The sequence below is a fragment of the Pseudomonas sp. On1 genome (assembly GCF_033783325.1).
In genome coordinates this window covers 80,810-103,773 of record NZ_JAWPOA010000003.1, presented here as the reverse complement: position 1 = coordinate 103,773, position 22,964 = coordinate 80,810, and the positions used below count along the sequence as shown (strand labels likewise).

General features: G+C 65.9%; 22 protein-coding genes and 2 pseudogenes. 18 read left to right on the top strand and 6 right to left on the bottom strand.

Going from position 1 to position 22,964, the window contains the following annotated elements; all coding sequences use genetic code 11:
• Window positions 1–55: 55 nt before the first annotated feature.
• The 10 genes and pseudogenes from paaA to R5C80_RS03795 all read left to right on the top strand — a co-directional run bounded on the left by paaA (window position 56) and on the right by R5C80_RS03795 (window position 9,536).
• The gene (gene paaA / locus R5C80_RS03840) at window positions 56–1,045 is read left to right on the top strand and encodes a 1,2-phenylacetyl-CoA epoxidase subunit PaaA (RefSeq protein ID WP_263158229.1); all 990 of its coding nucleotides are present in this window, start codon (window positions 56–58) and stop codon (window positions 1,043–1,045) included.
• A gap of 26 nt (window positions 1,046–1,071) precedes the next feature.
• Complete coding sequence (gene paaB / locus R5C80_RS03835; RefSeq protein ID WP_023631078.1) at window positions 1,072–1,353, top strand: 1,2-phenylacetyl-CoA epoxidase subunit PaaB; 282 nt, start codon at window positions 1,072–1,074, stop codon at window positions 1,351–1,353.
• 8 nt (window positions 1,354–1,361) lie between these two features.
• Window positions 1,362–2,120, top strand: coding sequence for a 1,2-phenylacetyl-CoA epoxidase subunit PaaC (paaC, locus tag R5C80_RS03830; RefSeq protein WP_263158231.1), 759 nt, complete (start codon window positions 1,362–1,364; stop codon window positions 2,118–2,120).
• Entirely contained in the window at window positions 2,107–2,631 is a 525-nt protein-coding gene (gene paaD / locus R5C80_RS03825) for a 1,2-phenylacetyl-CoA epoxidase subunit PaaD (protein WP_038706123.1), read from the top strand. The genes paaC and paaD overlap by 14 nt, the downstream gene beginning before the upstream one ends.
• Before the next feature lie 15 nt (window positions 2,632–2,646).
• Window positions 2,647–3,723 carry a 1,2-phenylacetyl-CoA epoxidase subunit PaaE gene (gene paaE / locus R5C80_RS03820; RefSeq protein ID WP_263158233.1) on the top strand — a complete coding sequence of 359 codons (1,077 nt, stop codon included), beginning with the start codon at window positions 2,647–2,649 and terminating at the stop codon, window positions 3,721–3,723.
• Window positions 3,724–3,800: 77 nt separating this feature from the next.
• Entirely contained in the window at window positions 3,801–4,109 is a 309-nt protein-coding gene (locus tag R5C80_RS03815; RefSeq protein WP_023631978.1) for a DUF485 domain-containing protein, read from the top strand.
• A pseudogene (locus tag R5C80_RS03810) lies at window positions 4,100–5,668 on the top strand (cation acetate symporter); the annotation flags it as partial. The gene R5C80_RS03815 and the pseudogene R5C80_RS03810, both read left to right, overlap by 10 nt.
• A 35-nt stretch (window positions 5,669–5,703) precedes the next feature.
• A complete protein-coding gene (locus R5C80_RS03805) occupies window positions 5,704–6,936 on the top strand; it encodes an OprD family porin (protein WP_319049816.1) in 1,233 nt (410 codons plus the stop codon).
• 38 nt (window positions 6,937–6,974) lie between these two features.
• Entirely contained in the window at window positions 6,975–9,023 is a 2,049-nt protein-coding gene (gene paaZ, locus R5C80_RS03800; RefSeq protein ID WP_263158236.1) for a phenylacetic acid degradation bifunctional protein PaaZ, read from the top strand.
• A gap of 201 nt (window positions 9,024–9,224) precedes the next feature.
• On the top strand, window positions 9,225–9,536 hold the full coding sequence (locus R5C80_RS03795) for a hypothetical protein (RefSeq protein WP_046855646.1): 312 nt from the start codon (window positions 9,225–9,227) through the stop codon (window positions 9,534–9,536).
• A gap of 17 nt (window positions 9,537–9,553) precedes the next feature.
• Here R5C80_RS03795 and R5C80_RS03790 read toward each other — a convergent pair whose 3' ends face one another.
• Complete coding sequence (locus R5C80_RS03790; protein ID WP_110604717.1) at window positions 9,554–11,173, bottom strand: hybrid sensor histidine kinase/response regulator; 1,620 nt, start codon at window positions 11,171–11,173, stop codon at window positions 9,554–9,556.
• A gap of 106 nt (window positions 11,174–11,279) precedes the next feature.
• Between R5C80_RS03790 and R5C80_RS03785 the strand changes: the two genes are divergently transcribed.
• Both R5C80_RS03785 and R5C80_RS03780 read left to right on the top strand, forming a co-directional pair.
• Window positions 11,280–11,894, top strand: a complete 615-nt coding sequence (locus R5C80_RS03785) for a LuxR C-terminal-related transcriptional regulator (protein WP_023632602.1) — start codon at window positions 11,280–11,282, stop codon at window positions 11,892–11,894.
• A 146-nt stretch (window positions 11,895–12,040) separates the two neighbouring features.
• Window positions 12,041–12,208, top strand: a complete 168-nt coding sequence (locus R5C80_RS03780; protein WP_158659514.1) for a hypothetical protein — start codon at window positions 12,041–12,043, stop codon at window positions 12,206–12,208.
• Between the two features lie 79 nt (window positions 12,209–12,287).
• Here R5C80_RS03780 and R5C80_RS03775 read toward each other — a convergent pair.
• A pseudogene (locus R5C80_RS03775) lies at window positions 12,288–12,506 on the bottom strand (DUF6555 family protein); the annotation flags it as partial.
• A 102-nt stretch (window positions 12,507–12,608) separates the two neighbouring features.
• Window positions 12,609–12,818 carry a general stress protein gene (locus R5C80_RS03770; protein WP_023632601.1) on the bottom strand — a complete coding sequence of 70 codons (210 nt, stop codon included), beginning with the start codon at window positions 12,816–12,818 and terminating at the stop codon, window positions 12,609–12,611.
• 324 nt (window positions 12,819–13,142) lie between these two features.
• Here R5C80_RS03770 and R5C80_RS03765 point away from each other — a divergent pair, with 324 nt between their 5' ends.
• Window positions 13,143–17,273, top strand: a complete 4,131-nt coding sequence (locus R5C80_RS03765) for a CheR family methyltransferase (RefSeq protein WP_263158240.1) — start codon at window positions 13,143–13,145, stop codon at window positions 17,271–17,273.
• Between the two features lie 46 nt (window positions 17,274–17,319).
• On the opposite strand, the gene R5C80_RS03760 is transcribed toward R5C80_RS03765, so the two are convergent.
• Genes R5C80_RS03760 through R5C80_RS03750 form a run of 3 tightly spaced genes read right to left on the bottom strand, consistent with a single transcriptional unit; the run spans window position 17,320 to window position 18,429 of the window.
• Window positions 17,320–17,871, bottom strand: a complete 552-nt coding sequence (locus R5C80_RS03760) for an ATP-dependent Clp protease proteolytic subunit (RefSeq protein ID WP_160291366.1) — start codon at window positions 17,869–17,871, stop codon at window positions 17,320–17,322.
• 14 nt (window positions 17,872–17,885) lie between these two features.
• The gene (locus R5C80_RS03755) at window positions 17,886–18,281 is read right to left on the bottom strand and encodes a low affinity iron permease family protein (protein ID WP_038706118.1); all 396 of its coding nucleotides are present in this window, start codon (window positions 18,279–18,281) and stop codon (window positions 17,886–17,888) included.
• Between the two features lie 13 nt (window positions 18,282–18,294).
• On the bottom strand, window positions 18,295–18,429 hold the full coding sequence (locus tag R5C80_RS03750; protein WP_023631811.1) for a hypothetical protein: 135 nt from the start codon (window positions 18,427–18,429) through the stop codon (window positions 18,295–18,297).
• 157 nt (window positions 18,430–18,586) lie between these two features.
• On the opposite strand from R5C80_RS03750, the gene R5C80_RS03745 reads away from it, so the two are divergent.
• From R5C80_RS03745 to R5C80_RS03725, 5 genes are read left to right on the top strand one after another with little or no spacing between them, the layout of a single operon-like run.
• On the top strand, window positions 18,587–19,504 hold the full coding sequence (locus R5C80_RS03745; RefSeq protein WP_318864933.1) for a DUF72 domain-containing protein: 918 nt from the start codon (window positions 18,587–18,589) through the stop codon (window positions 19,502–19,504).
• Window positions 19,501–20,274, top strand: coding sequence for an endonuclease/exonuclease/phosphatase family protein (locus R5C80_RS03740; protein WP_038706117.1), 774 nt, complete (start codon window positions 19,501–19,503; stop codon window positions 20,272–20,274). Before R5C80_RS03745 ends, R5C80_RS03740 begins: the two co-directional genes overlap by 4 nt.
• Window positions 20,271–21,473, top strand: a complete 1,203-nt coding sequence (gene clsB, locus R5C80_RS03735) for a cardiolipin synthase ClsB (protein WP_263158245.1) — start codon at window positions 20,271–20,273, stop codon at window positions 21,471–21,473. Before R5C80_RS03740 ends, clsB begins: the two co-directional genes overlap by 4 nt.
• Window positions 21,473–22,432 (top strand): lysylphosphatidylglycerol synthase domain-containing protein, encoded by a 960-nt coding sequence (locus R5C80_RS03730; RefSeq protein WP_023631784.1) that lies wholly within the window; start codon window positions 21,473–21,475, stop codon window positions 22,430–22,432. Before clsB ends, R5C80_RS03730 begins: the two co-directional genes overlap by 1 nt.
• Window positions 22,433–22,459: 27 nt before the next feature.
• A complete protein-coding gene (locus R5C80_RS03725; protein WP_318864930.1) occupies window positions 22,460–22,888 on the top strand; it encodes a hypothetical protein in 429 nt (142 codons plus the stop codon).
• Window positions 22,889–22,964 lie beyond the last annotated feature (76 nt).

Here is a 22,964-nt window from a genome sequence, read left to right as displayed (position 1 = left end):
TGTATCGCTTATAAATGACCCACGCCCCAAGCAGCCCATCAGCGGGAGCACGACCATGTACGCACAGCTCGTAGAAACCGGCGTCAAGCGCCTGAAGACCCTGGAAGAGATGTCGCCCGAAGAGCGCGTCTTCCAGGAGAAGATCGACGCCGAGATCAAGATCGAAGCCAAGAACTGGATGCCCGAGGCCTACCGCCAGACGCTAATCCGCCAGATTTCCCAGCACGCCCATTCCGAGATCGTCGGCATGCTCCCGGAAGGCAACTGGGTCACTCGCGCCCCTTCGCTCAAGCGCAAGCTGCAGTTGATGGCCAAGATCCAGGACGAGGCCGGCCACGGCCTGTACCTGTACAGCGCCATGGAAACCCTTGGCGCCGACCGCGACGAAGAGATCGCCAAGCTGCACAGCGGCAAGGCCAAGTATTCGAGCATCTTCAACTACCCGACCTTGAGCTGGGCCGACATGGGCGCGGTGGGCTGGCTGGTGGACGGCGCGGCGATCGTCAACCAGGTGGTGCTGCAGCGCACCTCCTACGGCCCCTACTCCCGCGCCATGATCCGCATCTGCAAGGAAGAAAGCTTCCACCAGCGCCAGGGCTACGAACTGCTGCTGACCATGATGCGCCACGGTACCCAGGCGCAGAAGGACATGGTCCAGGACGCCATCGACCGCCTGTGGTGGCCGGCGCTGATGATGTTCGGCCCCAGCGACGAACATTCGCCCAACAGCGCGCAATCCATGGCCTGGAAGATCAAGCGCCAGAGCAACGACGAACTGCGCCAGCGCTTCATCGACCAGACCGTGCCGCAGCTGGAACTGCTCGGCTGCACCGCTCCCGACCCTGAGCTCAGGTGGAACGCCGAACGCGGCCATTACGACTTCGGCCAGATCCAGTGGGAAGAGTTCTACGAGGTGCTCAAGGGCAACGGCCCATGCAACCAGGAGCGCGTCGCCACCCGCCGCAAGGCCATCGAAGACGGCGCCTGGGTACGCGAGGCCGCCGTGGCCTATGCGCGCAAGCAACACAACAAGAACGCCGCCTGAAGCGGCCATCGATGCGGAGATCGAGCATGTCTGACTGGACCCTCTACGAAGTATTCGTGCGCAGCAAGCACGGCCTGAACCACAAGCACGTCGGCAGCGTGCATGCCGCCGACGCCGCCATGGCCATCGAGAACGCCCGCGAGCTGTACACCCGCCGCAGCGAAGGCGTGAGCCTGTGGGTGGTGCCCTCGGCGCTGATCACCGCCTCTTCGCCCGACGAGAAGGACCCATTGTTCGCCCCGGCGGACGACAAGGTCTACCGCCATGCCAGCTTCTACGAGCTGCCCGCCGAAGTCGGACACATGTGAGGCCCGCCATGCACAAGCAAGCACTCATCCAATACCTGCTGCTGCTCGGCGACAGCGCCCTGGTCCAGGGCCAGCGCCTGTGCGAGTGGTGCGGCAAGGCGCCGGCGCTGGAAGAAGAACTGGCGCTGATGAACGTCGGCCTCGACCTGGTGGGCCAGGCGCGCAACTGGCTGGACTATGCCGCCGAACTGTTGGACGACGGCCGCGACGCCGATGCCCTGGCGTTCCGCCGCGACGAACGCGCCTATCGCAACCTGCTGCTGGTCGAGCAACCCAACGGCGACTACGCCGTCACCATGCTCAAGCAGTTCCTCTACGACGCCTGGCACCATGCCACGCTCGAAGGGCTCACGGCCTCCAGCGATGAACGCATCGCCGGCATCGCCGCCAAGGCCCTGAAAGAAGTCACCTACCACCTGCGCCGCTCCGGCGAGTGGGTGCAGCGCCTGGGCGGCGGCACTGAAGAAAGCCGTCGGCGCATGCTCGAAGCCATCCCGACACTGTGGCGCTTCACGGTCGAATTGAGCGTGGCCAACGACGGCGAAGTCCAGCTGGCCAATGCCGGTGTCGGCGCCGACCCGGCGCGGATCGCCCAGCACTGGCTGAACAACGTCACGGCCATCTTCGCCTCGGTCGACCTGCCCCTGCCCAAGGCCGCCAGCCACTTCTACCTGGACGGGCGCAAGGGCCTGCACAGCGAACACCTCGGCCTGCTGCTGGCTGAAATGCAGTTCCTGCCGCGAGCCTACCCCGATGCGACCTGGTGAGCTGATCGCCGGCGACCGCGGCGCCAGGGCCTTGCGCGATGGCGACCTGAGCCGGGCCTGGGCGGTGCTGGCCGAGGTGATGGACCCGGAAGTACCGGTAGTCAGCGTGGTCGACCTGGGTGTCGTGCGCGACCTCGACTGGCGCGCCGGCCACCTGCACCTGGTGGTCACCCCGACCTACTCCGGCTGCCCGGCCACCGAGGTGATCGAGAGTGACATTCGCCAGGCCCTGGAGCAGGCCGGTTTCGCTGAGCCTGCGCTGGAGCGTCGTCTCACCCCGGCATGGAGCACTGACTGGATCAGTGCGCAAGGCCGTGAGCGGCTGCGCGCCTACGGCATCGCCCCACCCGAGGGCAGCGCCAACCTGCGCGGTGCGGCACCCAGCGTGTGTTGCCCGCAGTGCGGCAGCGCCGATACCGAACTGCTCAGCCAGTTTGGCTCCACCGCCTGCAAGGCCCTGTACCGCTGCCGCGCCTGCCTGGAACCGTTCGACTATTTCAAATGCCTTTGAGCCGTGGAGAATGCCATGAGCCAGTTTCACAGCCTGACCATCAAGCAAGTGCGTCAGGAGACCCGCGACGCGGTGTCCATCGCCTTCGACGTGCCCGCGCACCTGCGCGATGAGTTCCGTTTCACCCAGGGCCAGTACCTGGTCATGCGCACCCAGCTCGATGACGAGGAAGTGCGCCGTTCCTATTCGATCTGCAGCGCAGTGCAGGATGGCGAGCTGCGCGTGGCGGTCAAACGCGTGCCTGGTGGGCGCTTCTCGGCCTTCGCCAACGAAGTGCTCAAGGCCGGTCAGCAGCTCGAAGTGATGCCGCCCTCGGGCAACTTCTTCGTACCGCTGGACCCGGCGCGCCGGGGCAACTACCTGGGCGTGGCCGCCGGCAGCGGCATCACCCCGATCCTGTCGCTGGTCGCCACCACGCTGGCCACTGAACCAGACAGCCGCTTCACCTTGCTGTACGGCAACCGCGCCAGCAACAGCGCGCTGTTCCGCGACCGCCTCGAGGACCTGAAGAACCAGTACCTCGAGCGCCTCAACCTGATCTTCGTGTTCAGCCGCGAGCAACAGGACGTCGACCTGTACAACGGCCGCATCGACGCCGACAAGTGCGGCCAGCTGTTCTCCCGCTGGCTCGACGTGACCTCACTCGATGCCGCCTTCATCTGCGGCCCCCAGGCCATGACCGAAACCGTGCGCGACAGCCTGCAGGCCAACGGCATGGACAAGGCGCGCATCCACTATGAACTGTTCGCCGCCACCGGCAGCGAAGCCCGCCGCGAGGCCCGTGAAGCGGCCCGCGAGCTGGATTCGGCAGTCAGCCAGGTGACCGTGATCAGCGATGGCCGCGCCCTGGCCTTCGACCTGCCGCGCAACACCCGCAGCGTGCTCGACGCCGGCAATGCCATCGGCGCCGAGCTGCCGTACTCGTGCAAGGCCGGGGTGTGCTCGACCTGCAAGTGCAAGGTGATCGAGGGCGAGGTGGAGATGGACAGCAACCATGCCCTGGAAGACTACGAAGTGGCCGCCGGGTACGTGCTGTCGTGCCAGACCTACCCGCTGAGCGACAAGGTGGTGCTCGACTTCGATCAGCTCTGACACCGAGGCGCCCTCAGCAACACCGCAACACCCGCGTGACCTGAAAAACAATTACAACAGCCAGAGAGAACGCTCCCATGACACCCGAACACATCGAAACCATCAGCAACCACCCCGCCTTCGTGCAACTGATCAAGCGCAAGCGCCGCCTCAACGGCAGCCTGACCCTGACCATGTTTGTCGCCTATTACGGCTTCGTCCTGCTGGTGGCCTTCGCCCCAGGCGTGCTCGGCCAGTCCCTCAGCGGCGGGGTGACCAGCGTCGGCATGTTGGTGGGCGTGCTGATGGTGCTGCTGTCCTTCGCCCTCACCGGCATCTACATGCACCGCGCCAACCGCGTCATCGACCCGCTCAACGAAGTGGTCAAGCAGGAGTGCGCGCGATGAACTGGACCGCCATCTCGATGTTCCTGGTGTTCGTCTGCTTCACCTTGCTGGTGACCCGCTGGGCGGCCCTGCGCACCCGCTCGGCCAGCGACTTCTACACCGCCGGCGGCGGCCTCACCGGCATGCAGAACGGCCTGGCAATCGCCGGCGACATGATCAGCGCCGCGTCCTTCCTGGGCATCTCGGCAATGATGTTCATGAACGGCTACGACGGCCTGCTGTATGCCCTGGGCGTGCTCGCCGGTTGGCCGATCATCCTGTTCCTGATCGCCGAGCGCCTGCGCAACCTGGGCAAGTACACTTTCGCCGACGTCGTCTCCTACCGCCTGGCCCAGGCTCCGGTGCGCCTGACCTCGGCCTTCGGCACCCTGGCCGTGGCGCTGATGTACCTGGTGGCGCAGATGGTCGGCGCCGGCAAGCTGATCGAGCTGCTGTTCGGCATCAACTACCTGTACGCGGTGATGCTGGTGGGTGCGCTGATGGTGCTGTACGTCACCTTCGGCGGCATGCTCGCCACCACCTGGGTGCAGATCATCAAGGCGGTGATGCTGCTCTCCGGCACCACCTTCATGGCGTTCATGGTGCTCAGGCATTTCGGCTTCAGCACCGAGGCAATGTTCGCCAGCGCCGTGGCCGTGCACGCCAAGGGCCAGGCGATCATGGCGCCGGGCGCGCTGCTGTCCAACCCGGTGGACGCCATTTCCCTGGGCCTGGGCATGATGTTCGGCACTGCCGGCCTGCCGCATATCCTAATGCGCTTCTTCACCGTCAGCGACGCCAAGGAAGCGCGCAAGAGCGTGTTCTACGCCACCGGCTTCATCGGCTACTTCTATCTGCTGCTGATCGTCATCGGTTTCGGCGCCATCGTCATGGTCGGTACCGAGCCGTCCTACCGCGACGCCACCGGGGCGATCATCGGCGGCGGCAACATGGTCGCCGTGCACCTGGCCCAGGCGGTGGGCGGCAACCTGTTCCTCGGCTTCATCTCGGCGGTGGCCTTCGCCACCATCCTCGCCGTGGTCGCCGGCCTTGCGCTGTCCGGCGCCTCGGCGGTATCCCACGACCTGTACGCCTGCGTGGTGCGCAAGGGCCAGGCCAGCGAGCAGGAAGAAATGCGCGTATCGCGCCTGGCCACCTTGGGGATCGGCCTGTTCGCGGTGCTGCTGGGGCTGCTGTTCGAGTCGCAGAACATCGCCTTCCTCTCCGGCCTGGTGCTGGCGGTGGCCGCCTCGGTCAACTTCCCGGTGCTGCTGCTTTCGATGTTCTGGAAGGGCCTGACCACCCGTGGCGCGGTGGGCGGCAGCCTGGCCGGGCTGGTCTCGGCGATCGTGCTGGTGGTGCTGGGCCCGGCGGTGTGGGTCAACGTGCTGCACAACGAACGGGCGCTGTTCCCCTACAGCAACCCGGCACTGTTCTCCATGTCGCTGGCCTTCCTCGCGGCCTGGGCCTTCTCGGTCACCGACGGCTCGCAGCGGGCGCACGAAGAGCGTGGGCGCTACCTGGCCCAATTCATCCGTTCGATGACCGGTATCGGCGCCGCCGGTGCCAGCAAGCACTGACTTCAAGAACAATAACAATGTCGGGTACAACAACAATGAACCGCATGCACCTCAAGTCAGCCGCCTGGCTGGCCACCCTCGCCCTGCCCTTGCCGGCCATGGCGGACTTTATCGCTGACAGTCACGCCCGCCTCGAACTGCGCAACCACTACATAAACCGCGACTTCCGCCAGAGCAACGCCCCGCAGAGCAAGGCCGAGGAATGGGGCCAGGGCTTCACCGCCCGCTTCGAGTCGGGTTTCACCGAGGGGCCGGTTGGTGTCGGGGTGGACGCCATGGGCCAACTGGGCATCAAGCTCGACTCCAGCCGCGACCGACGCAACACCGGCCTGCTGCCCTACGGGCCGAACAGCATGGAGCCGGTGGACGACTACAGCGAGCTGGGCCTGACCGCCAAGCTGCGGGTCTCCAAGAGCACCCTGCGCATGGGCACGTTGCAGCCGATCCTGCCAGTGGTGGTTTACAACGACACCCGCCTGCTGGCTTCGACCTTCCAGGGTGGCCTGCTGACCAGCCAGGAGCTGGACGGCCTGACCTTAAACGGCGGGCGCCTGACCAAGGCCAACCTGCGCGACTCGTCCGGGCGCGATGATATCGGCTACGGCGCCGCCAGCAGCGACCACTTCGACTTCGGCGGCGGCAGCTACGCCATCACCCCGCAGGCCAGCATCAGCTACTACTACGCCAAGCTCGAAGACATCTACCGCCAGCAATACCTCGGTTTTCTGCATACCCAGCCCTTGGCCGAGGGCATCAGCCTGCGCAGCGACCTGCGCTACTTCGACAGCCGCGGCGACGGCGCCGAGCGCGCGGGCAACATCGACAACCGCAACTTCAACGCCATGTTCACCCTGGGCGTGAAGGCCCACAAGTTCACCGCCACCTGGCAGCAGATGTCCGGCGACAGCGCCTTCCCGTTCCTCAACGGCGGTGATCCGTACACCGTCAACCTGGTCACCTACAACACCTTCACCCGCGCCGGGCTCGACTCCTGGCAGCTGCGCTACGACTACGACTTCGTGGCCATGGGTATCCCCGGGCTGAGCTTCATGACCCGCTACACCGACGGCCGCCACGCCGAAACCGCCACGCTCAGCAATGGCCGCGAGCGCGAACGCGACACCGACATCACCTACGTGATCCAGAGCGGTCCGTTCAAGGACGTCAGCCTGCGCTGGCGCAACGTCACCTTCCGTTCCGGCAATGGCCTGACCAATGCCGTTGACGAAAACCGCCTGATCATCGGCTACACCCTGGCGCTCTGGTAAGCGCGCCCCCTGTCTATCAGAACAGCAAGGAGAACAGCATGTCCGCCGCCCCTACCCTGCAAAGCTTCATCGCCGGCCGCTGGATCGGCCAGCACGGCGCCCAGGCCCTGCGCAGCGCCCTCGACGGCCACGTCCTGGCCTACAGCCACGAGGAACGCCCGGACTTCGCCGAGGCCGTGGACTTTGCCCGCGTCCAGGGCCTGAAGCAGCTGCTGGCCATGGATTTCCAGCAGCGCGCCGCCCGCCTCAAGGCCCTGGCGCTGTACCTGGCCGAGCGCAAGGAGCAGCTCTACGCCCTGTCCCATCACAGCGGCGCCACCCGCGCCGACAGCTGGATCGACATCGAAGGCGGCAACGCCACGCTGTTCGCCTATTCGAGCATGGGCCGCCGCGAGCTGCCCTCGGGTAACCTGGTACACGAAGGCCCGGCGATCCCCCTGGGCAAGCAAGGCCATTTCGCCGGCAGCCATATCCTGGTGCCGCGTGCGGGCGTGGCCGTGCATATCAACGCCTTCAACTTCCCGATCTGGGGGATGCTGGAGAAATTCGCCCCGACCTTCCTGGCCGGCATGCCGTGCATCGTCAAGCCTGCCACGTCCACCAGCTACCTGACCGAGGCCGTGGTACGGCTGATGAACGAATCGGGCCTGTTGCCGGCCGGCAGCCTGCAACTGGTGATCGGCAGCACCGGTGACCTGCTCGAGCGCCTGCAGGGGCAGGATGTGGTGACCTTTACCGGCTCCGCCGACACCGCAGCCAAGCTGCGCGTCACCCCGAACCTGATCCGCAACTCGGTGCCGTTCAACGCCGAGGCTGACTCGCTGAACTGCGCCATTCTTGGCCCGGACGTGAGCCCTGACAGCGAGGAGTTCGAGCTGTACATCAAGGAAGTGGCGCGGGAAATGACCACCAAGGCCGGGCAGAAATGCACGGCGATCCGCCGCGCCATCGTCCCGGCCAGGCACATCGACGCGGTGGCCACTCGTCTGCGCGAACGCCTGCGCAAGGTGGTGGTGGGCGATCCTTCGGTGGAAGGCGTGCGCATGGGGGCGCTGGCCTCCCATGACCAGCAGCGTGATGTCACCGAGCGCGTGCGCCAGTTGCTGGCCACCTGCGAGCAGCTGCTGGGCGCCAGTGACGGTTTCACCCCGGTCGGCGATGGCGTGGCCGAGGGCGCGTTCTTTGCCCCGACCCTGCTGCTGGCCCGCGACCCGCATGCCGAGGGCGGTCCCCATGATATCGAGGCGTTCGGCCCGGTCAGCACGCTGATGGCCTACGACGACCTCGACGAGTCCTTGGCCCTGGCCGCCCGCGGCAAGGGCAGCCTGGTGGCGAGCCTGGTCACCGCCGACCGCGCCGTGGCGGCCAAGGCCATCCCGGTGGCGGCGGCCTGGCACGGGCGGCTGCTGGTACTCGACAGCGAGGCGGCCAAGGAGTCCACCGGGCATGGTTCGCCATTGCCGCAGCTCAAGCACGGCGGCCCCGGTCGTGCCGGCGGCGGCGAGGAGCTGGGCGGCCTGCGCGCGGTCAAGCACTACCTGCAGCGCGCCGCGGTGCAAGGTTCGCCGAGTATGCTGATGGCAGTGACCGACGAGTACGTGCGCGGCGCCGAGGTGATCGAAACCGAAGTACACCCGTTCCGCCGCCATTTCGACGACCTGCGCATCGGCGAGTCGCTGCTGACCCACCGTCGCACGGTGACCGAGGCCGACCTGGTCAACTTCGGCTGCCTGTCGGGGGATCACTTCTACATGCACTTCGACGAGATCGCCGCCAGACAGTCGCAGTTCGGCAAGCGCATCGCCCACGGCTACTTCGTGCTGTCGGCGGCCGCCGGGTTGTTCGTCAGCCCCGGCGAAGGGCCGGTGCTGGCCAACTACGGGCTGGACACGCTGCGTTTCATCACCCCGGTGGGCATCGGCGACACAATCCAGGCGCGCCTGACCTGCAAGCGCAAGATCGACCAGGGCAAGACCAGCCCGCAGGGGCAGCCACAAGGGGTGGTGGCCTGGGATGTGGAGGTGACCAACCAGCTGGGTGAGCTGGTGGCCAGTTATGACATTCTGACCTTGGTGCTCAAGCGCTGACTGCCAGTGGGCGGCGAGATGCCTGCATGCAGTCAGGTGGAAGGCATCCCGCAACCCAATCAAGGCAAAATGCCACCTCGGACATCCGCCCTACATCGCGCAACGCCGCCTCAGCGCTATAGTCGGCCCAGCGTCCCACCGCCAGCCCCCTTCCTGGCGGCGCGGGCGCGGTACCGAGAACAATGCCAAGGAAGCAACGCGATGATCCTCAAGTCCTTCCCTTTCAAGTCCCTCGTCCTGCTCGCCGGCCTGGCCGCCGTGGCCGGCTGCCAGACCGCCAGCCCCAGCGCCGACACCCTCAAGCAACGCACCGAGGTCACCCTCGGCGTGCCCGTGAGCAAGGTCAGCAACCTGCGCAGCGACTCCAACACCACCTACTTCACCGCCAGCACCAGCAAGGGCCAGTACGACTGCCAGGTGCCCAGCGGCGGCCTGGTGGCCGTGGCCGGCATGGGTATCTACACGCCATCCCCCACCTGCTGGAAAGAAGGCCAGGCGCCGGTCTTCCAGTGATGGTCGAGGGCGCCGGCCTAGACCACCGGCGCCGCCACGCTCTCACGCAAACCCCGCAGCGCCGCACGCAGCTCCGCCGGTCGCACCGGCTTGGCCAGTACCGCGATACCCCGTGCCTGCAGGGCGCCCTGCAGCCTGTCGATATCATGGCCGGTCATGATCAGCGCCGGCACTTCGGCGCCGCGTTGCGCGCGCAACTGGTCGATGCAGTCGATGCCGGTGGCCTGTGGGCCCAGGTCGTAGTCGGCAACGATCACATCGCAGTCACTGGCCAGGCCAAAGGGCGAGCTCTCGGCCTGCACCTCGCACCCCCAGCGTTGCAGCAAGGCACTGGTGGCCTGCAGGACGTTGTGGTCATCCTCCACCAGGCACACCCGCAAACCGGTGAGCATGCCGGCCTGCACGGCCTGGTCGGCAACGGCCCGTGGCACTTGTGCCGGCACCTTGGGCAACCCTTGCAAGGTCAGCGTGGTGCCATGCCCCTGGCGCGAGCGCAGGCTGACCGCCAAACCCATCAGTTGCCCCAGGCGTTTGACGATGGCCAGCCCCAGGCCGACGCCCTCGACGTCCTTGTCACGTGCCTCGCGCACCCGGTAGAACTCTTCGAACACGTGACCCTGGTGCTCCTCGGCAATGCCCCGGCCCTGGTCGCAGACGACGATGGCCAGCCCCTCGCCGCGTGGCCGCACGCCGATCAGCAACGGGCGCCCGGCGGCGTACTTGAAGCTGTTCGACAAAACGTTCTGCACCATGGTCGCGAGCATCCCCGGGTCGGCGCGTGTCCAGTGGCGGCTGGGCACCAGGCGCATCTCGACCCCGGCCCAGCGCGCCGCCTCGCTGTTCTGGCGCAACAACTCGCGCAGGAAGCCGTCCACGGCGAAGGTTTCGCACTTCGGCTGTACGCGGCCGTTGTCCAGGGTGTACAGGTCGAGGATCGAGCGGAACAACTGCGAGACGTTGAGCAGCGAGCGGTCGATGCTGTCCACCAGGCGCCGCTCTTCCTCGCCCAGCCGCGCTTCGCGCAGGCAGGCGGTGAACAGGCCGATGGAATGGATCGGCTGGCGCAGGTCGTGGCTGGCCTGAGCCAGGAAGCGCGACTTCTCGCGGGTCGCCGCCTCGGCCAGGGCCGTGGCCTTGCGCGTGCGCTCGAGCAGCAGGTGGGCATAAAACGGAATCAGGGTGCTGGTGGTCAGCAGCATCGGCAGCAGGAACGGCTGTTCCTGCCAATAGGGGGTCAGCTGCCACACCACAACCAGCGCGGCCAGGGCCAGCACGGTGGCGATGGCCAGGTAGCGCGAGCCGAAGCGCATGCCGTTGCCCAGGTTGATCCAGACCATCACCGCATACAGCGGCAGCGCGGTTTCACCGCCGACCACTAGGCCGAAGCTGGTGCCGGTGTAATCGCCCAGCATGCCGAAGATGCGCCGCGCCGGGTAGTGCCCGGGCCAGCGCTTGATCGCCTGGCGCATGCCGATCGACACCACGACGAATCCAGCGTAGTAGAGCAGCACCGGCAGGTAGGTGGCAGGCGAGCGGCCCGGCAGGAAACCCAGCAACGCCACGTAGCTGATCGCACAGGAGGCGACGATGATGCGCAGGTTGGCCTGGTCCAGCTCGTTGTTCTTCTCGAACTTCATGGGTAACGTCCTTGTGCGCCAGTCGGCATTTGCGGCACGCTGCGTGGGAAAAAACCGCAGGTGACTGCTAAATTAGCATGTGTCGGCTGACAGGGAGTTCCACGACGTGAGTTGCCGCATCATCGTGGCGGATGACCATCCGCTGTTCAGGGAAGCCATGGTCAACACCGTGCGGCGCATCCTGCCCGAGGCGCGCCTGGAGGAAGCCGGCAGCCTGGCCGATGTGCTCAGGCTGGCCAGCATGGGCGAGACGCCCGACACCCTGATACTCGACCTGCGCTTCCCCGGCCTCACCTGCATCGGCCGCCTCGCCGAACTGCGCCGCCAACTGCAGCGCACCACGCTGATCGTCGTGTCGATGGTCGACGACCCGGAGGTGATCTGCGCAGTCATGGCCGCCGGCGTCGATGGTTTCATCGGCAAGAGCGTCAGCCCCGAAGCCATCGGCGCGGCCATCCTCGCCATTCGCGACGGCGAAGTGGTGGTCGACTACGCGCCCAGCGGGTTGCTACCGCAACTGGAAGCCCCCAGCGAGCTGGAACAGCTCACCCACCGCCAGCAGGACGTACTGCGCCTGATCGCCCAGGGCAAGACCAACAAGGAGATCGCCCGGGCACTGGACATCTCGCCATTCACCGTGCGCATCCATGTGTCGTCGCTGCTCAAGACCCTCAATGTGCCGACCCGCACGGCCGCCGCGGTGAAATATTCCGGAAACTGAGCGACCGCTGGTCGGCGCACCGTGGCATGCAATCGACCCTTCAAGCGCTTTGCAACCTCCCAATCCATGAGGGTGGCGATGTTCACGCCTGTGTTCGGCCTGCCCGAGCGTGGGCCGTTTTTTCACTCTGAGGAGAGGATGACGACATGAGCACTCAACACTGGATGGGCGGTGGCGATGTGCAGAGCGACTGGCCGGAACTCGAGCCAGACCGCCGCAATGATCAGGCCGACGACCCGGATGCCGACCCGAACCTGACCGAGGAAGAGAACCGCCCTGGGGTACCGGCCAGCGACCCGGAGTCAGGCGCCTGAGTGTGCATGGCAGTGAAAGAGCGGGCCAAGCCCGCTCTTTCACTGAAGTCTATTAGCTGGCCAGGTCCACGCCGGTTCACACCCTCCAGCGCACCTCGGTTATCCCATGCCGTTCGGCCATGGGCCGGCTGACTTTCTTGATGCGCTCGCGTCCGAACTTCGGAATGATCCCCAAACCCGCGTCGCAACTCGCCCAATGCCAGGCCTCGGCATTGTCCATGTGTTCCTGGCGGATGATGAAACGTCGTGGCTGACCGTGCAGCAGGTATTCGATGGTAAACAGCTGGGGACTTGGCATTGACGCAGGCCCTCCTCTTCTCCATGGATGACTTTCTGACAGATCACGTCGTTCCATGAAAATTCAAAAAATGTCCACAACAGCAAGGGAGGGCCCGCAAGGTCACGAACCGCTGGTGCTCCCGTGGCTGTTGCGACCACCCTTGCGGCCGGCCTCGGAGGCGCGGGCGCGGTCATTGGCGAAGTTGCCGCCAGAGTTGCGGCCACCCTTCTGGCCCGCCCGCGAGGCCCTTTCACGGTCGTTGGCGAAGTTGCCGGGGTTGGTTTCCTTGGTGCCGCCGCGTTGTCCGGTCTGATCCTGGTCACGAGCCATGACGTTTCTCCTTTACGCTGGATTGGACGTGCCGCGCGAAGATGCCGTGCACTTAATTACGAACAGGGGCGCAAGCCAACGGCTCATTTGTTGTACCGAGGTTCTGACCGACGGCACTTATCCGCCTGGCCAAGGGTCACAGCTCTGACTACTGACGGTGGACGAAGGAGACGCCCCCATGCACCGTGCTTGCCGACCGCTTACCCTCGTATACCGGCCCTTGCTCGGCGCCAACCGCTCGTCGCCGGGATGAACAGCAGCCTATAATCTGCGCCCAGTGCCCGACCAAGCGGGCCATTTCCAGGTCCGTACAAGGCTGATGCCATGAAGTCCTCCAGCAAAACGTCCCTCGCCTCGCCGCACAATCCGGCACTCAGCCCGAGCCACCTGGATTTCCCCGTGGTCGGCATCGGCGCCTCGGCCGGCGGCCTGGAAGCAATCCGCACCTTTTTCCGCCACACCCCGCAGGACTGCGACATGGCGTTCGTGGTGGTGCTGCACCTGTCGCCGGACCACCAGAGCCAGGCCGACCGGATCATCCAGGCGGTGACCGGCATGCCTGTGCGCCAGGTCAGCGAACCAGTACCGATCGAGCGCAACCATGTCTATGTGATTTCGCCGGCCAATCGCCTGTCGACCAACGACGGTTACCTGCGCGTCAGCCCGGCCAAGCGCAGCCGTGGCGACCATGTGGCCATCGACCTGTTCTTCCGCGACCTGGCCGATGTACACAAGGATCATGCATTCTGCGTGGTGCTGTCGGGCACCGGCAGCGACGGCGCCGTGGGCCTGTCGCGGATCAAGGAACAGGGCGGCGTGACCCTGGTGCAAGCCCCCGAGGATGCCGAATACCCCGAGATGCCCCGGGCGGCGCTGGCCACCGGCATGGTCGACCTGGTGCTGCCGGTGGCCGAGATGCCCGCCCGCCTGGTCGAGATGTGGCGCACCGCCCGCCAGGTGAAGTTGCCGCGCATCGACGACGACAGCCTGCCGCCCGCGCTGGGCGAGCGCGAGGGCGACCCGGCGGCGTGCGACCCGCTGCTCGACGAAATCCTGTTGTCGCTGCAGGACAACACCGGCCACGACTTCAGCCATTACAAGCGCGCCACCGTGCTGCGCCGCCTGGAGCGGCGCCTGCACGTGACCGGCCAGACCGACCTGGCCGGCTATCGCGACTACCTGCAATGCCATCCGGACGAATCACGGGCGCTGCTGGCCGACATGCTCATCGGCGTGACCAACTTCTTCCGTGACCGCGAGGCCTTCGAGGCCCTGCAGCGCCATGTGATGCCAGGCCTGGTGAACCGCGAAGGCAACGAAGAGCCGGCCAGCGAGGTGCGTGTTTGGTCGGCTGGCTGCTCGACCGGTGAGGAGGCCTACAGCCTGGCCATGCTGGTAAGCGAACAGCTGGGGATCGAACGACGCAGTGCCCAGGTGCAGATCTTCGCCACCGATCTTGACGACCGCGCCATCGGCATCGGTCGCGGCGGGCAGTATCCGGACGCCATCGCCACGGATGTGTCGCCGGCCCGGCTGCGCCAGTTCTTCCTCAAGGAGGACCAGCATTACCGGGTGCGCAAGGAAATCCGCGAAAAAGTCCTGTTCGCCCGCCACAACCTGCTGTCCGACCCGCCGTTCTCGCAACTGGACCTGATCGTCTGCCGCAACCTGCTGATCTACCTCGACCGGGAGGTGCAGCGCGATATCCTGCGCCTGTTCCACTTCGCGCTACGCCCGGGCGGCTATCTGTTCCTGGGCAGCTCCGAATCCACCGACCTTGCGGCCGACCTGTTCGTCGCCGTGGACAAGCGCAACCGCATCTTCCGCGCCCGTGAAGTGGCGGCCGTGCGTCATCCGGCGCGCCTGCAAGCCCCCGAGCCTGCGCTCGCTCCGGCGCCGGCCCGGGCACGCGCCGCCCGCAAACTGTCCTATGCCGAAATCCATCACCGCGCCCTCGCCCGCTGCACGCCGCCGAGCCTGGTGGTCGATACCGAGGGCAATATCTTGCACATGAGCGAGGGCGTGGGGCGCTATCTGCGCCATGCCGGCGGCGAGCTCAGCCACAACCTGCTCAACCTGGTCCTCACGCCGCTGCGTCCGGCCCTGCGCAGCACCTTGCTGCAGGCCCAGGGCAGCGGCCAGGCGGTAACTTCGCGCACAGTTTCCCTCGACCTCGACGAGCATACCGAAGGGGTACGCATCCTGGTCCAACCGCACCAGGACGAACCCAGTGGCAGCGAGTGCCTGCTGGTGGTTTTCCAGAGCGGCGAAGCCGACAACGCGATCACCCGGGCACCCGGCGTCGAACAGACCGAAGGGATGCTGTTGGGCAACCTGGAGCGCGAACTGCACCGCACGCGCCTGCAGTTGCAGGAAACCATCGAGCAGTCGGAGTTTTCCAGCCAGGAGCTGACCGCCTCCAACGAAGAGATGCAGGCGATCAACGAGGAGCTGCGCTCGGCCAGCGAGGAGCTGGAAACCAGCAAGGAAGAGCTGCAGTCGATCAACGAAGAACTGCTGACGGTCAACTACGAACTCAAGATCAAGGTCGAGGAAACCGACAAGGTCAACGACTACCTGAGCAACCTCATCGCGTCCACCGACATCGCCACGGTGTTCGTCGACCGCAACCTGTGCATCCGCTGGTTCACCCCGCGCGCCACCGATATCTTCAGCATGCTGCCGGTGGACACCGGGCGCTCGCTGCTCGACATCACCCATCGCCTCGACTATCCGGGCCTGGCCGACGACGCCCGGGCGGTGGTCGAACGCGAGACCACCATCGAGCGCGAAGTGGTCGGCCACAACCAGCACTGGTACCTGGCCCGCCTGCTGCCGTATCGGGCCAGCGAGCGCAACGTCGACGGCACCGTGCTGACCTTCATCGACATCAGCCAGAGCCGCGCCGCCGAGGAACGCCTGCGCCAGGGCGAGGAGCGCATGCGCCTGGTCGCCGAGAGTACCCATGATTTCGCCATCATCCTGCTTGATGAGCAGGGCCTGATCACCGACTGGAACACCGGCGCCGCGCTGATCTTCGGCTATGGCAAGGATGAGGTGCTCGGCCATCATTACCAACTGATCTTCACCGAGCAGGACCGGGCCAGTGGCTTGCCCGAGCGCGAACTGCGCAGTGCCCGCCTGCACGGTCGTGGCCAGGACGAGCGCTGGCATGTGCGCAAGGACGGCAGCCGCTTCTACTGCAGCGGTGAAGTGTCGCGCCTCAAGGGCAGCAGCCTGCGCGGCTACGTCAAGATTGCCCGCGACCTGACGGGGCACAAGCGTCTGCACGATGAACAAAGCAAACAGCTCGCTGAATCGCAGAACACCAGCCACATGAAGGACGAGTTCTTCGCGGTCATGTCCCACGAGCTCAAGCACCCGCTCAACCTGATTCAGCTAAATGCCGAAATCCTGCGCCGGTCCCCGTCGGTAAAGAGCAACGGTGTCGCCAGCAAGGCGGTCGGCACTATCTGTGAGGCGGTCTCGAGCCAAGCGCGAATCATCGATGACCTGCTCGATGTCGCGCGTATCCGCACCGGCAAGCTCAAGCTCAAGACCCAGGTGCTCGACCTGTGCGCGGTGCTGCAGGCCATCCAGGCCGTGCTGGCCAACGAGCAGCACGCCTGCGAGGTGCGCCTGGCGCTGCCCGCCGACGGCGCACCGGTGTACGTCGAGGCCGACAGCACCCGGCTCGAGCAGATCGTCTGGAACCTGCTCAACAATGCGCTGAAATTCAGCCCCGCCGGCAGCGAGATCCGCCTGGCGCTGGCCCGCCAAGGCAACCAGGCGCGCCTGGAGGTCATCGACCAGGGTATCGGCCTGACCGACGAAAGCCTGGAAAGCGTCTTCGACCTGTTTTCCCAAGCCGCGCCACAAGCCTCCGGCAACCACCGCGACGGGCTCGGTATCGGCCTGTCGCTGGTGCGCCAGCTGGTGGAAGCGCATGGCGGCACGGTCAGCGCGACGTCCGCCGGCCTGGGTTGCGGCGCCACCTTCACGGTGTGCCTGCCGTTGTCCGACCCCGGACAGCAGGCCCAGCCGGATACCAGCGACGACAACATCGAGGGCCGCTTGAACGGCGTCAGGGTGTTGCTGGTGGACGACTCGGTGGAAATCCTCGAGGTGATGCAGCAACTGCTGGAAATGGAAAGCGCCGAAGTCGAGGCCTACAGCAACCCGCAGGCCGCACTCGAGGCGGCCGCCCATGGCCGCTATGACATCATCCTCTCCGATATCGGCATGCCGGTCATGGACGGCCACGCCCTGATCAAGGCCCTGCGTGGCCTGGAGCACCTGCGCTATACCCCGGCCATCGCCCTGACCGGCTACGGGGCCAGCGCCGACCAGTACCGCTCGCGCCAGTCGGGCTTCGACCGGCACCTGAACAAGCCGGTGGGCTACGACGAGCTGATCGAGGCGATCGAGGGTCTGAGCGGCTCGCTACCCTACTGACGCCCTACCCGCCCCGGCCCGCCTGTGGCCGGGGCGCCGTCGTGCCTCAGGCATGGACGCTCCACTGCACGGCAGCGGTCTCGATCGGCAGTTCGTCCACGGCGTGGATCATCCCGCTGTCGAGCGCTTCCTGGGGGCCCAGGATCCGTGGATAGGCCATCAGGTAGCGCGGCACATCGAGCCGCTCGCTCGCACCCTCGGTGCGCTCGGCGACAATCTGCGCATACAGGCGCAGGTCATAGTCCAGGCTCATCGCGTATTCGGCCATCCGTGAGTGGTCCACCGAGCCGTGCAGGGTCCAGTGGAACGGGTGGAACAGGAATTTGCTGTAGGCGCAGGCGGTACGGTGGCTGCCGGCCAGGAACAGGATGTTGCCCATCGATTCGACCGTGCCCAGGTTGTGGGTGTGCACCGGCACCGGCAGTGAGCGCAGGAAGTTGTACAGGGTGAAACCGTAGCTGCATTCGCCGCCCATGGTGGCGATGTTGATCTGCAACACCTCGGCGCCCTGCTGCAAGGCCTTGGAACAGGTGTTGATGAGGTTGCCGCAAGTCGCGGAATTGATCGGGCCGGTGTAGTGGATGATGTGTCTGGCCATGCCGTCCTCCAGGGTCAGTCAAGGGTGTCCTTGGCCGGTGCGTCGTTGCCCGGCGCCGCTTGGTCGTGCTCGCCCAGTTGCTGGTACTGCTTGCGCAGCGCATGCAGTTCGGCCGGGCCCATGTCCTCGAGGTCGAGCAGGGCCTTGTGCGCCCGCTGGGTGGTGCGCAGCAGTTCGTCGATCTTGATGTGCAGTTCGTCGTTGTCGCGGTTCTGGGTGTTCTGGATCAGGAACACCATGAGGAAGGTGATGATGGTGGTCGAGGTGTTGATCACCAGTTGCCAGGTGTCGTTGAAATGGAAGAGCGGCCCGCTCACGCCCCAGGCGATGATCAGCATCAATGCGATGACGAAGCTCGCCGGGCGCCCGCTGCGGTTGGCCAGCCATTGGGCGAAACGATCGAATTTCATGGCTAGCGCTCCCTCAGGCCGGCTGCCGGGTTTCTCCGGGCAAGCCCTCGATGTCAGGGTCGTCCGGCAGCACCTCGGGTTCTTCATCGTCTGCCTCGGTCGGTGCTGGCGGCGCCTGCACGTCTCCCGGTTCTGTCTCGCTGTTCATCGGCGTTGCCTCCATTGGCTGCTTCCCTCTGTGGTGGAGGGCCGGATGGCAGGCAAAGTTCCAGATTTTGCGCCACCGGCCACTCGTCACTCCTGCTGAACCCTGACGCCGCGATGCCGGTCGCTAGTCAAGAGTGCACGAACGAAAGGGAGCCCTCGTGAGCGAGATCCGCATTGGCATATCCGGTTGGCGCTATGGCCCATGGCGCAAGGACTTCTACCCCAAGGGGCTGCGCCAGGACGATGAGCTGGCGTTCGCCTCGCGGGCGGTGAACAGCATCGAGATCAATGGCTCGTTCTACGCGTTGCAGACCCCCGAGCGCTACCGACAGTGGCGCGATGAAACACCGGAAGGCTTCGTCTTTTCGGTGAAGGCGCCGCGCTACATCACCCATGTGCGACGGCTGCGCGACATCGACGAGCCGCTGGCCAACTTCTTTGCCTCGGGGTCATTGCTGCTGGGTGACAAGCTGGGGCCATTCCTCTGGCAGTTTCCTCCGAACATGAAGTTCGACGCCGAGCGCATCAGCGATTTTCTCGCCCTGCTGCCCCGCGACCGTAAGGCCGCGCGCGCCTGTGCCCGGCAGGCCGCAGAACGCTTGCAGGACAACGGTGGTAGCGCCATCCGCGGCAATGCGCGCTTGCGCCATGCCGTGGAGATCCGCCATCCGAGCTTCCTCTGCGAAACCTTCATCAACCTGCTGCGCAAGCACAAGGTCGCGCTGGTGGTCGCCGACAGCGCCGGCAAATGGCCTTATGTCGAGGAAGTCACGGCCGATTTCGTCTACCTGCGCCTGCACGGCGATGTCGAGCTCTACAGCAGCGGCTACAGCGCCAGCGCCCTGCGCCGCTGGCGCCTGCGCATCCAGGCCTGGGCCGCGGGCGGCCAGCCGGAGGATGCCCAGCGCATCATCCGGCGCGCTCCGGCGAAACGCGCCTCGCGGGATGTGTATTGCTACTTCGACAATGACCAGAAGGTACATGCCCCCTACGATGCCCGCCGCCTGCTGGGCAAGCTGGGCCTGGACGGCGAGCTGGTGACCGAACCCGGCGTCGAGCCGCAGGAGTCGCTATGAACGGCACCCTGCCCGCCCCCGACCGCATCATCGACAACGTCACGGCCGTAAACCGTCTGACGGTGCTTACCCTTAACGTGCACAAGGGCTTCACCCTGTTCAACCGCCGTTTCATCCTGCCCGAGCTGCGCGAGGCGGTGCGTGCCACCGGCGCCGACCTGGTGTTCCTGCAGGAGGTGCACGGCAGCCATCAGCGCCATGCCGAGCGCCATCCGACCTGGCCGCAGACTCCGCAGTACGAGTTCCTCGCCGACAGCATGTGGCCGCAGTTCGCCTACGGGCGCAATGCGGTCTATCCCCATGGCGACCATGGCAACGCGCTGCTCTCCAAGTTCCCCATCCGCGCCTACGACAACCTCGATGTGTCCATCCATGGGAACGAGGAGCGCGGCCTGTTGCACTGCCAGCTCGAAGTGCCCGGCCATGAGCAGGTGCATGCGATCTGTGTGCACCTGGGCCTGCGCGAGGAGCACCGCCAGCGTCAGGTCGACTTGTTGCTGGCCTTGCTCGAGCGCCTGCCGCCGGAGGAGCCGGTCATCGTCGCCGGTGACTTCAACGACTGGCGCCTGAAGGCCGATGCGCGGCTGTCGGTATCGCTGAGCGAAGCCTTCGGCACGCCGGCGCGCAGTTTTCCCGCGCGCCTGCCGCTGCTGCGCCTGGACCGCATCTACCTGCGCAATGCCCAGGCGTGCGAGGCACGGGTGTTGTCCAGGTACCCCTGGTCGCACCTCTCGGACCATGCTCCGCTGGTAGCGCAGGTGACGCTATGAAGCAGGCCTGGAGCGACGGCAACCACGTCGAACTGCTGATCAACGGCGAGCAGTACTACCCGCGTGTGTTCGAGGCGATAGCCCAAGCCCGGGAGGAGATCCTCCTGGAAACCTTCATCATCTACGACGACAAGGTCGGCCAGCCGCTGCGCCTGGCGCTGATCGACGCGGCGCGCCGTGGCGTGCGGGTGGAGGTGGCGGTTGATGGCTACGGCACCGCCGACCTGCCTGACGAGTTCATTGCCTCGATGACCGAGGCCGGGGTGCGCTTCCATGCATTCGACCCGCAACCGCGCCTGGCTGGCATGCGTACCAACCTGTTCCGGCGCCTGCACCGCAAGATCCTGGTGATCGATGGCGAGCGCGCGTTCATTGGCGGTATCAACTACAGCGCCGACCATCTCGGCGACTTCGGCCCGCAGGCCAAGCAGGACTACGCCGTGGAAGTCACAGGCCCGGTGCTGGCCCAGGTGCACGCTTCCAGCTGCCGCATGCTCGCCCCCGTGCTGGGCGGGCCAAGCTCAGTGGTGCCAGGCGGTGACGTCGCAGGTTCGATCAGCGCCGTGCTGGTGGAACGCGACAATCGTCGCCATCGCACCGACATCGAGGCGTGCTACCTGCAAGTCTTCCGTGAAGCCCGGCAACGCATCGTCGTGGCCAACGCCTATTTCTTCCCCGGCTACCGATTGCTGCGCGAGCTGCGCAACGCTGCCCGGCGTGGCGTGGCGGTGACCCTGATTCTCCAGGGGCAACCGGACATGCGCTGGGTACGCGCATTGTCGCGCCTGCTCTACAACTACCTGTTGCGCGACAATGTGCAGATCCATGAGTACTGCCAGCGCCCGTTGCACGGCAAGGTGGCGCTGGTGGACGACGAATGGTCCACCGTGGGATCGAGCAACCTCGACCCGCTGAGCTTGTCGTTCAACCTCGAAGCCAACCTGATGATCCGCGATCGTGCCTTCAACGAGGGGCTGTACCGGCATTTAAGCGAACTGAGTGCCGCGCACTGCAAGCGTGTGACCTTGGAGCGTATGGTGCGTGGCTACTGGTGGCGCGCGCCGTTGATCTTCCTGGGCTTCCACATCACCCGCTACTTCCCGCGCATCGCCGGCTGGTTCCCCGCGCACCGGCAGCGTCTGCAGTCGCTGCAGGCGGACAACCAAGCGCCGGTGGACTTCAACGGGGGCAAGACCTGATGGCCAAGCCACGCTGGAAGACCTGGGGCATGCGGCTGCTCACCCTGCTATTCCTGGTATTGATACCGGTGCTGCTGTTCACCCTGGCACGCAACCTGGACTGGAACGAAGTCCGCCAGTCGCTGCTGGCCTACCGGCCCTCTACCCTGGCCCTGGGGCTGTTGCTGGCCCTGTGCAGCTACCTGGTGTTTGCCAGCTACGATCTGCTCGCTCGCGCCTACACCGGCCACCGCTTGCCGGCCCGCCAGGTGCTGCCGGTGGCCTTCGTCTGCTATGCGTTCAACCTCAACTTCACCACCTGGGTCGGCGGCGTGGCCCTGCGCTACCGCCTGTATAGCCGGCTGGGGCTGGACACCGCGACCATCACCCGCATTCTCACCCTGGGGCTGTTGACCAACTGGATGGGCTATGTGCTGCTGGCCGGCACGGTGTTCGCCCTGGGCTTGGTCAAGCTGCCGGCAAGCTGGGCGGTGGGCGCCGGCGGCCTGCGCCTGATCGGTGTGCTGATGGTGGCGGTTGCAGCCGCCTACCTGCTCGCCTGTGCCTTCGCCAAGCGACGTACCTGGCATCTGCGCGGACATGAAGTGACCCTGCCGAGCCTGCGCCTGGCGTTGTGCCAGGTGGCGCTGGGCGCGAGCAACTGGGCGTTGATGGCGGCGCTGATCCACCTGCTGCTGCCGCCGGAGCTGTTCTATCCGTCGGTACTGGGGGTGTTGCTGATCAGCTGCGTGGCAGGGGTGGTGGCGCATATTCCTGCCGGGCTGGGGGTGCTGGAGGCAGTGTTCCTTGCCCTGCTGCACGGGCAATTGGGCCAGGGCACGCTGGTGGCCGCATTGCTGGGGTATCGGACGCTGTACTACCTGATCCCGCTGTTGCTGGCGGTGATCACTTACCTGGTTCTGGAGAAGCGCGCCAAGGCCCTGCGCCGACAGGCCGGGCCAGCCCTGGACAAGCGTTGAGGGCCCTATCGGCCCGGGAGGTTCGTCATGCGGTTCATTCTGTGTGTGGCATTGCTGGGCAGCCTGCTCAGCGGGCAGGTGCTGGCCGAAGGTTGCGACGTGGTCACCCGCTCGTCCAGCGAGGCGGTCAAGCCGGTGCAGCAGCATACCTGCTACAGCTACGGCAACATGCCTGCCGAAGCGATTGCCTGGTCGTGCAGCAACGAGAGCAAGGAGATGCTCAACAGCCAGAAACGCAAGGTCGAGCGTTGCGCCGATGGCAGCGTGGGCAGCTGCATCGCCCCGCTGTCCCAGGAGACCCTGGCCAATCCTGATGCCGCAGGGCGCGGCGAGCCCTCGACCCGGCCGGCCGTGCCCAAGGATGCGCGGATCATCACCTACTACTACGACACCCCAAGCCTGGGGCAGGCGCGCAGTGATTGCGAACGCAACAATGGGATCTGGCAGACGCATTGACGCGAACGCGTGGGGCCGTCGCCGTTGCCGTTGCCGTTGCCGTTGCCGATCAAGAGTCTACCCCCGAAGCCCGCGA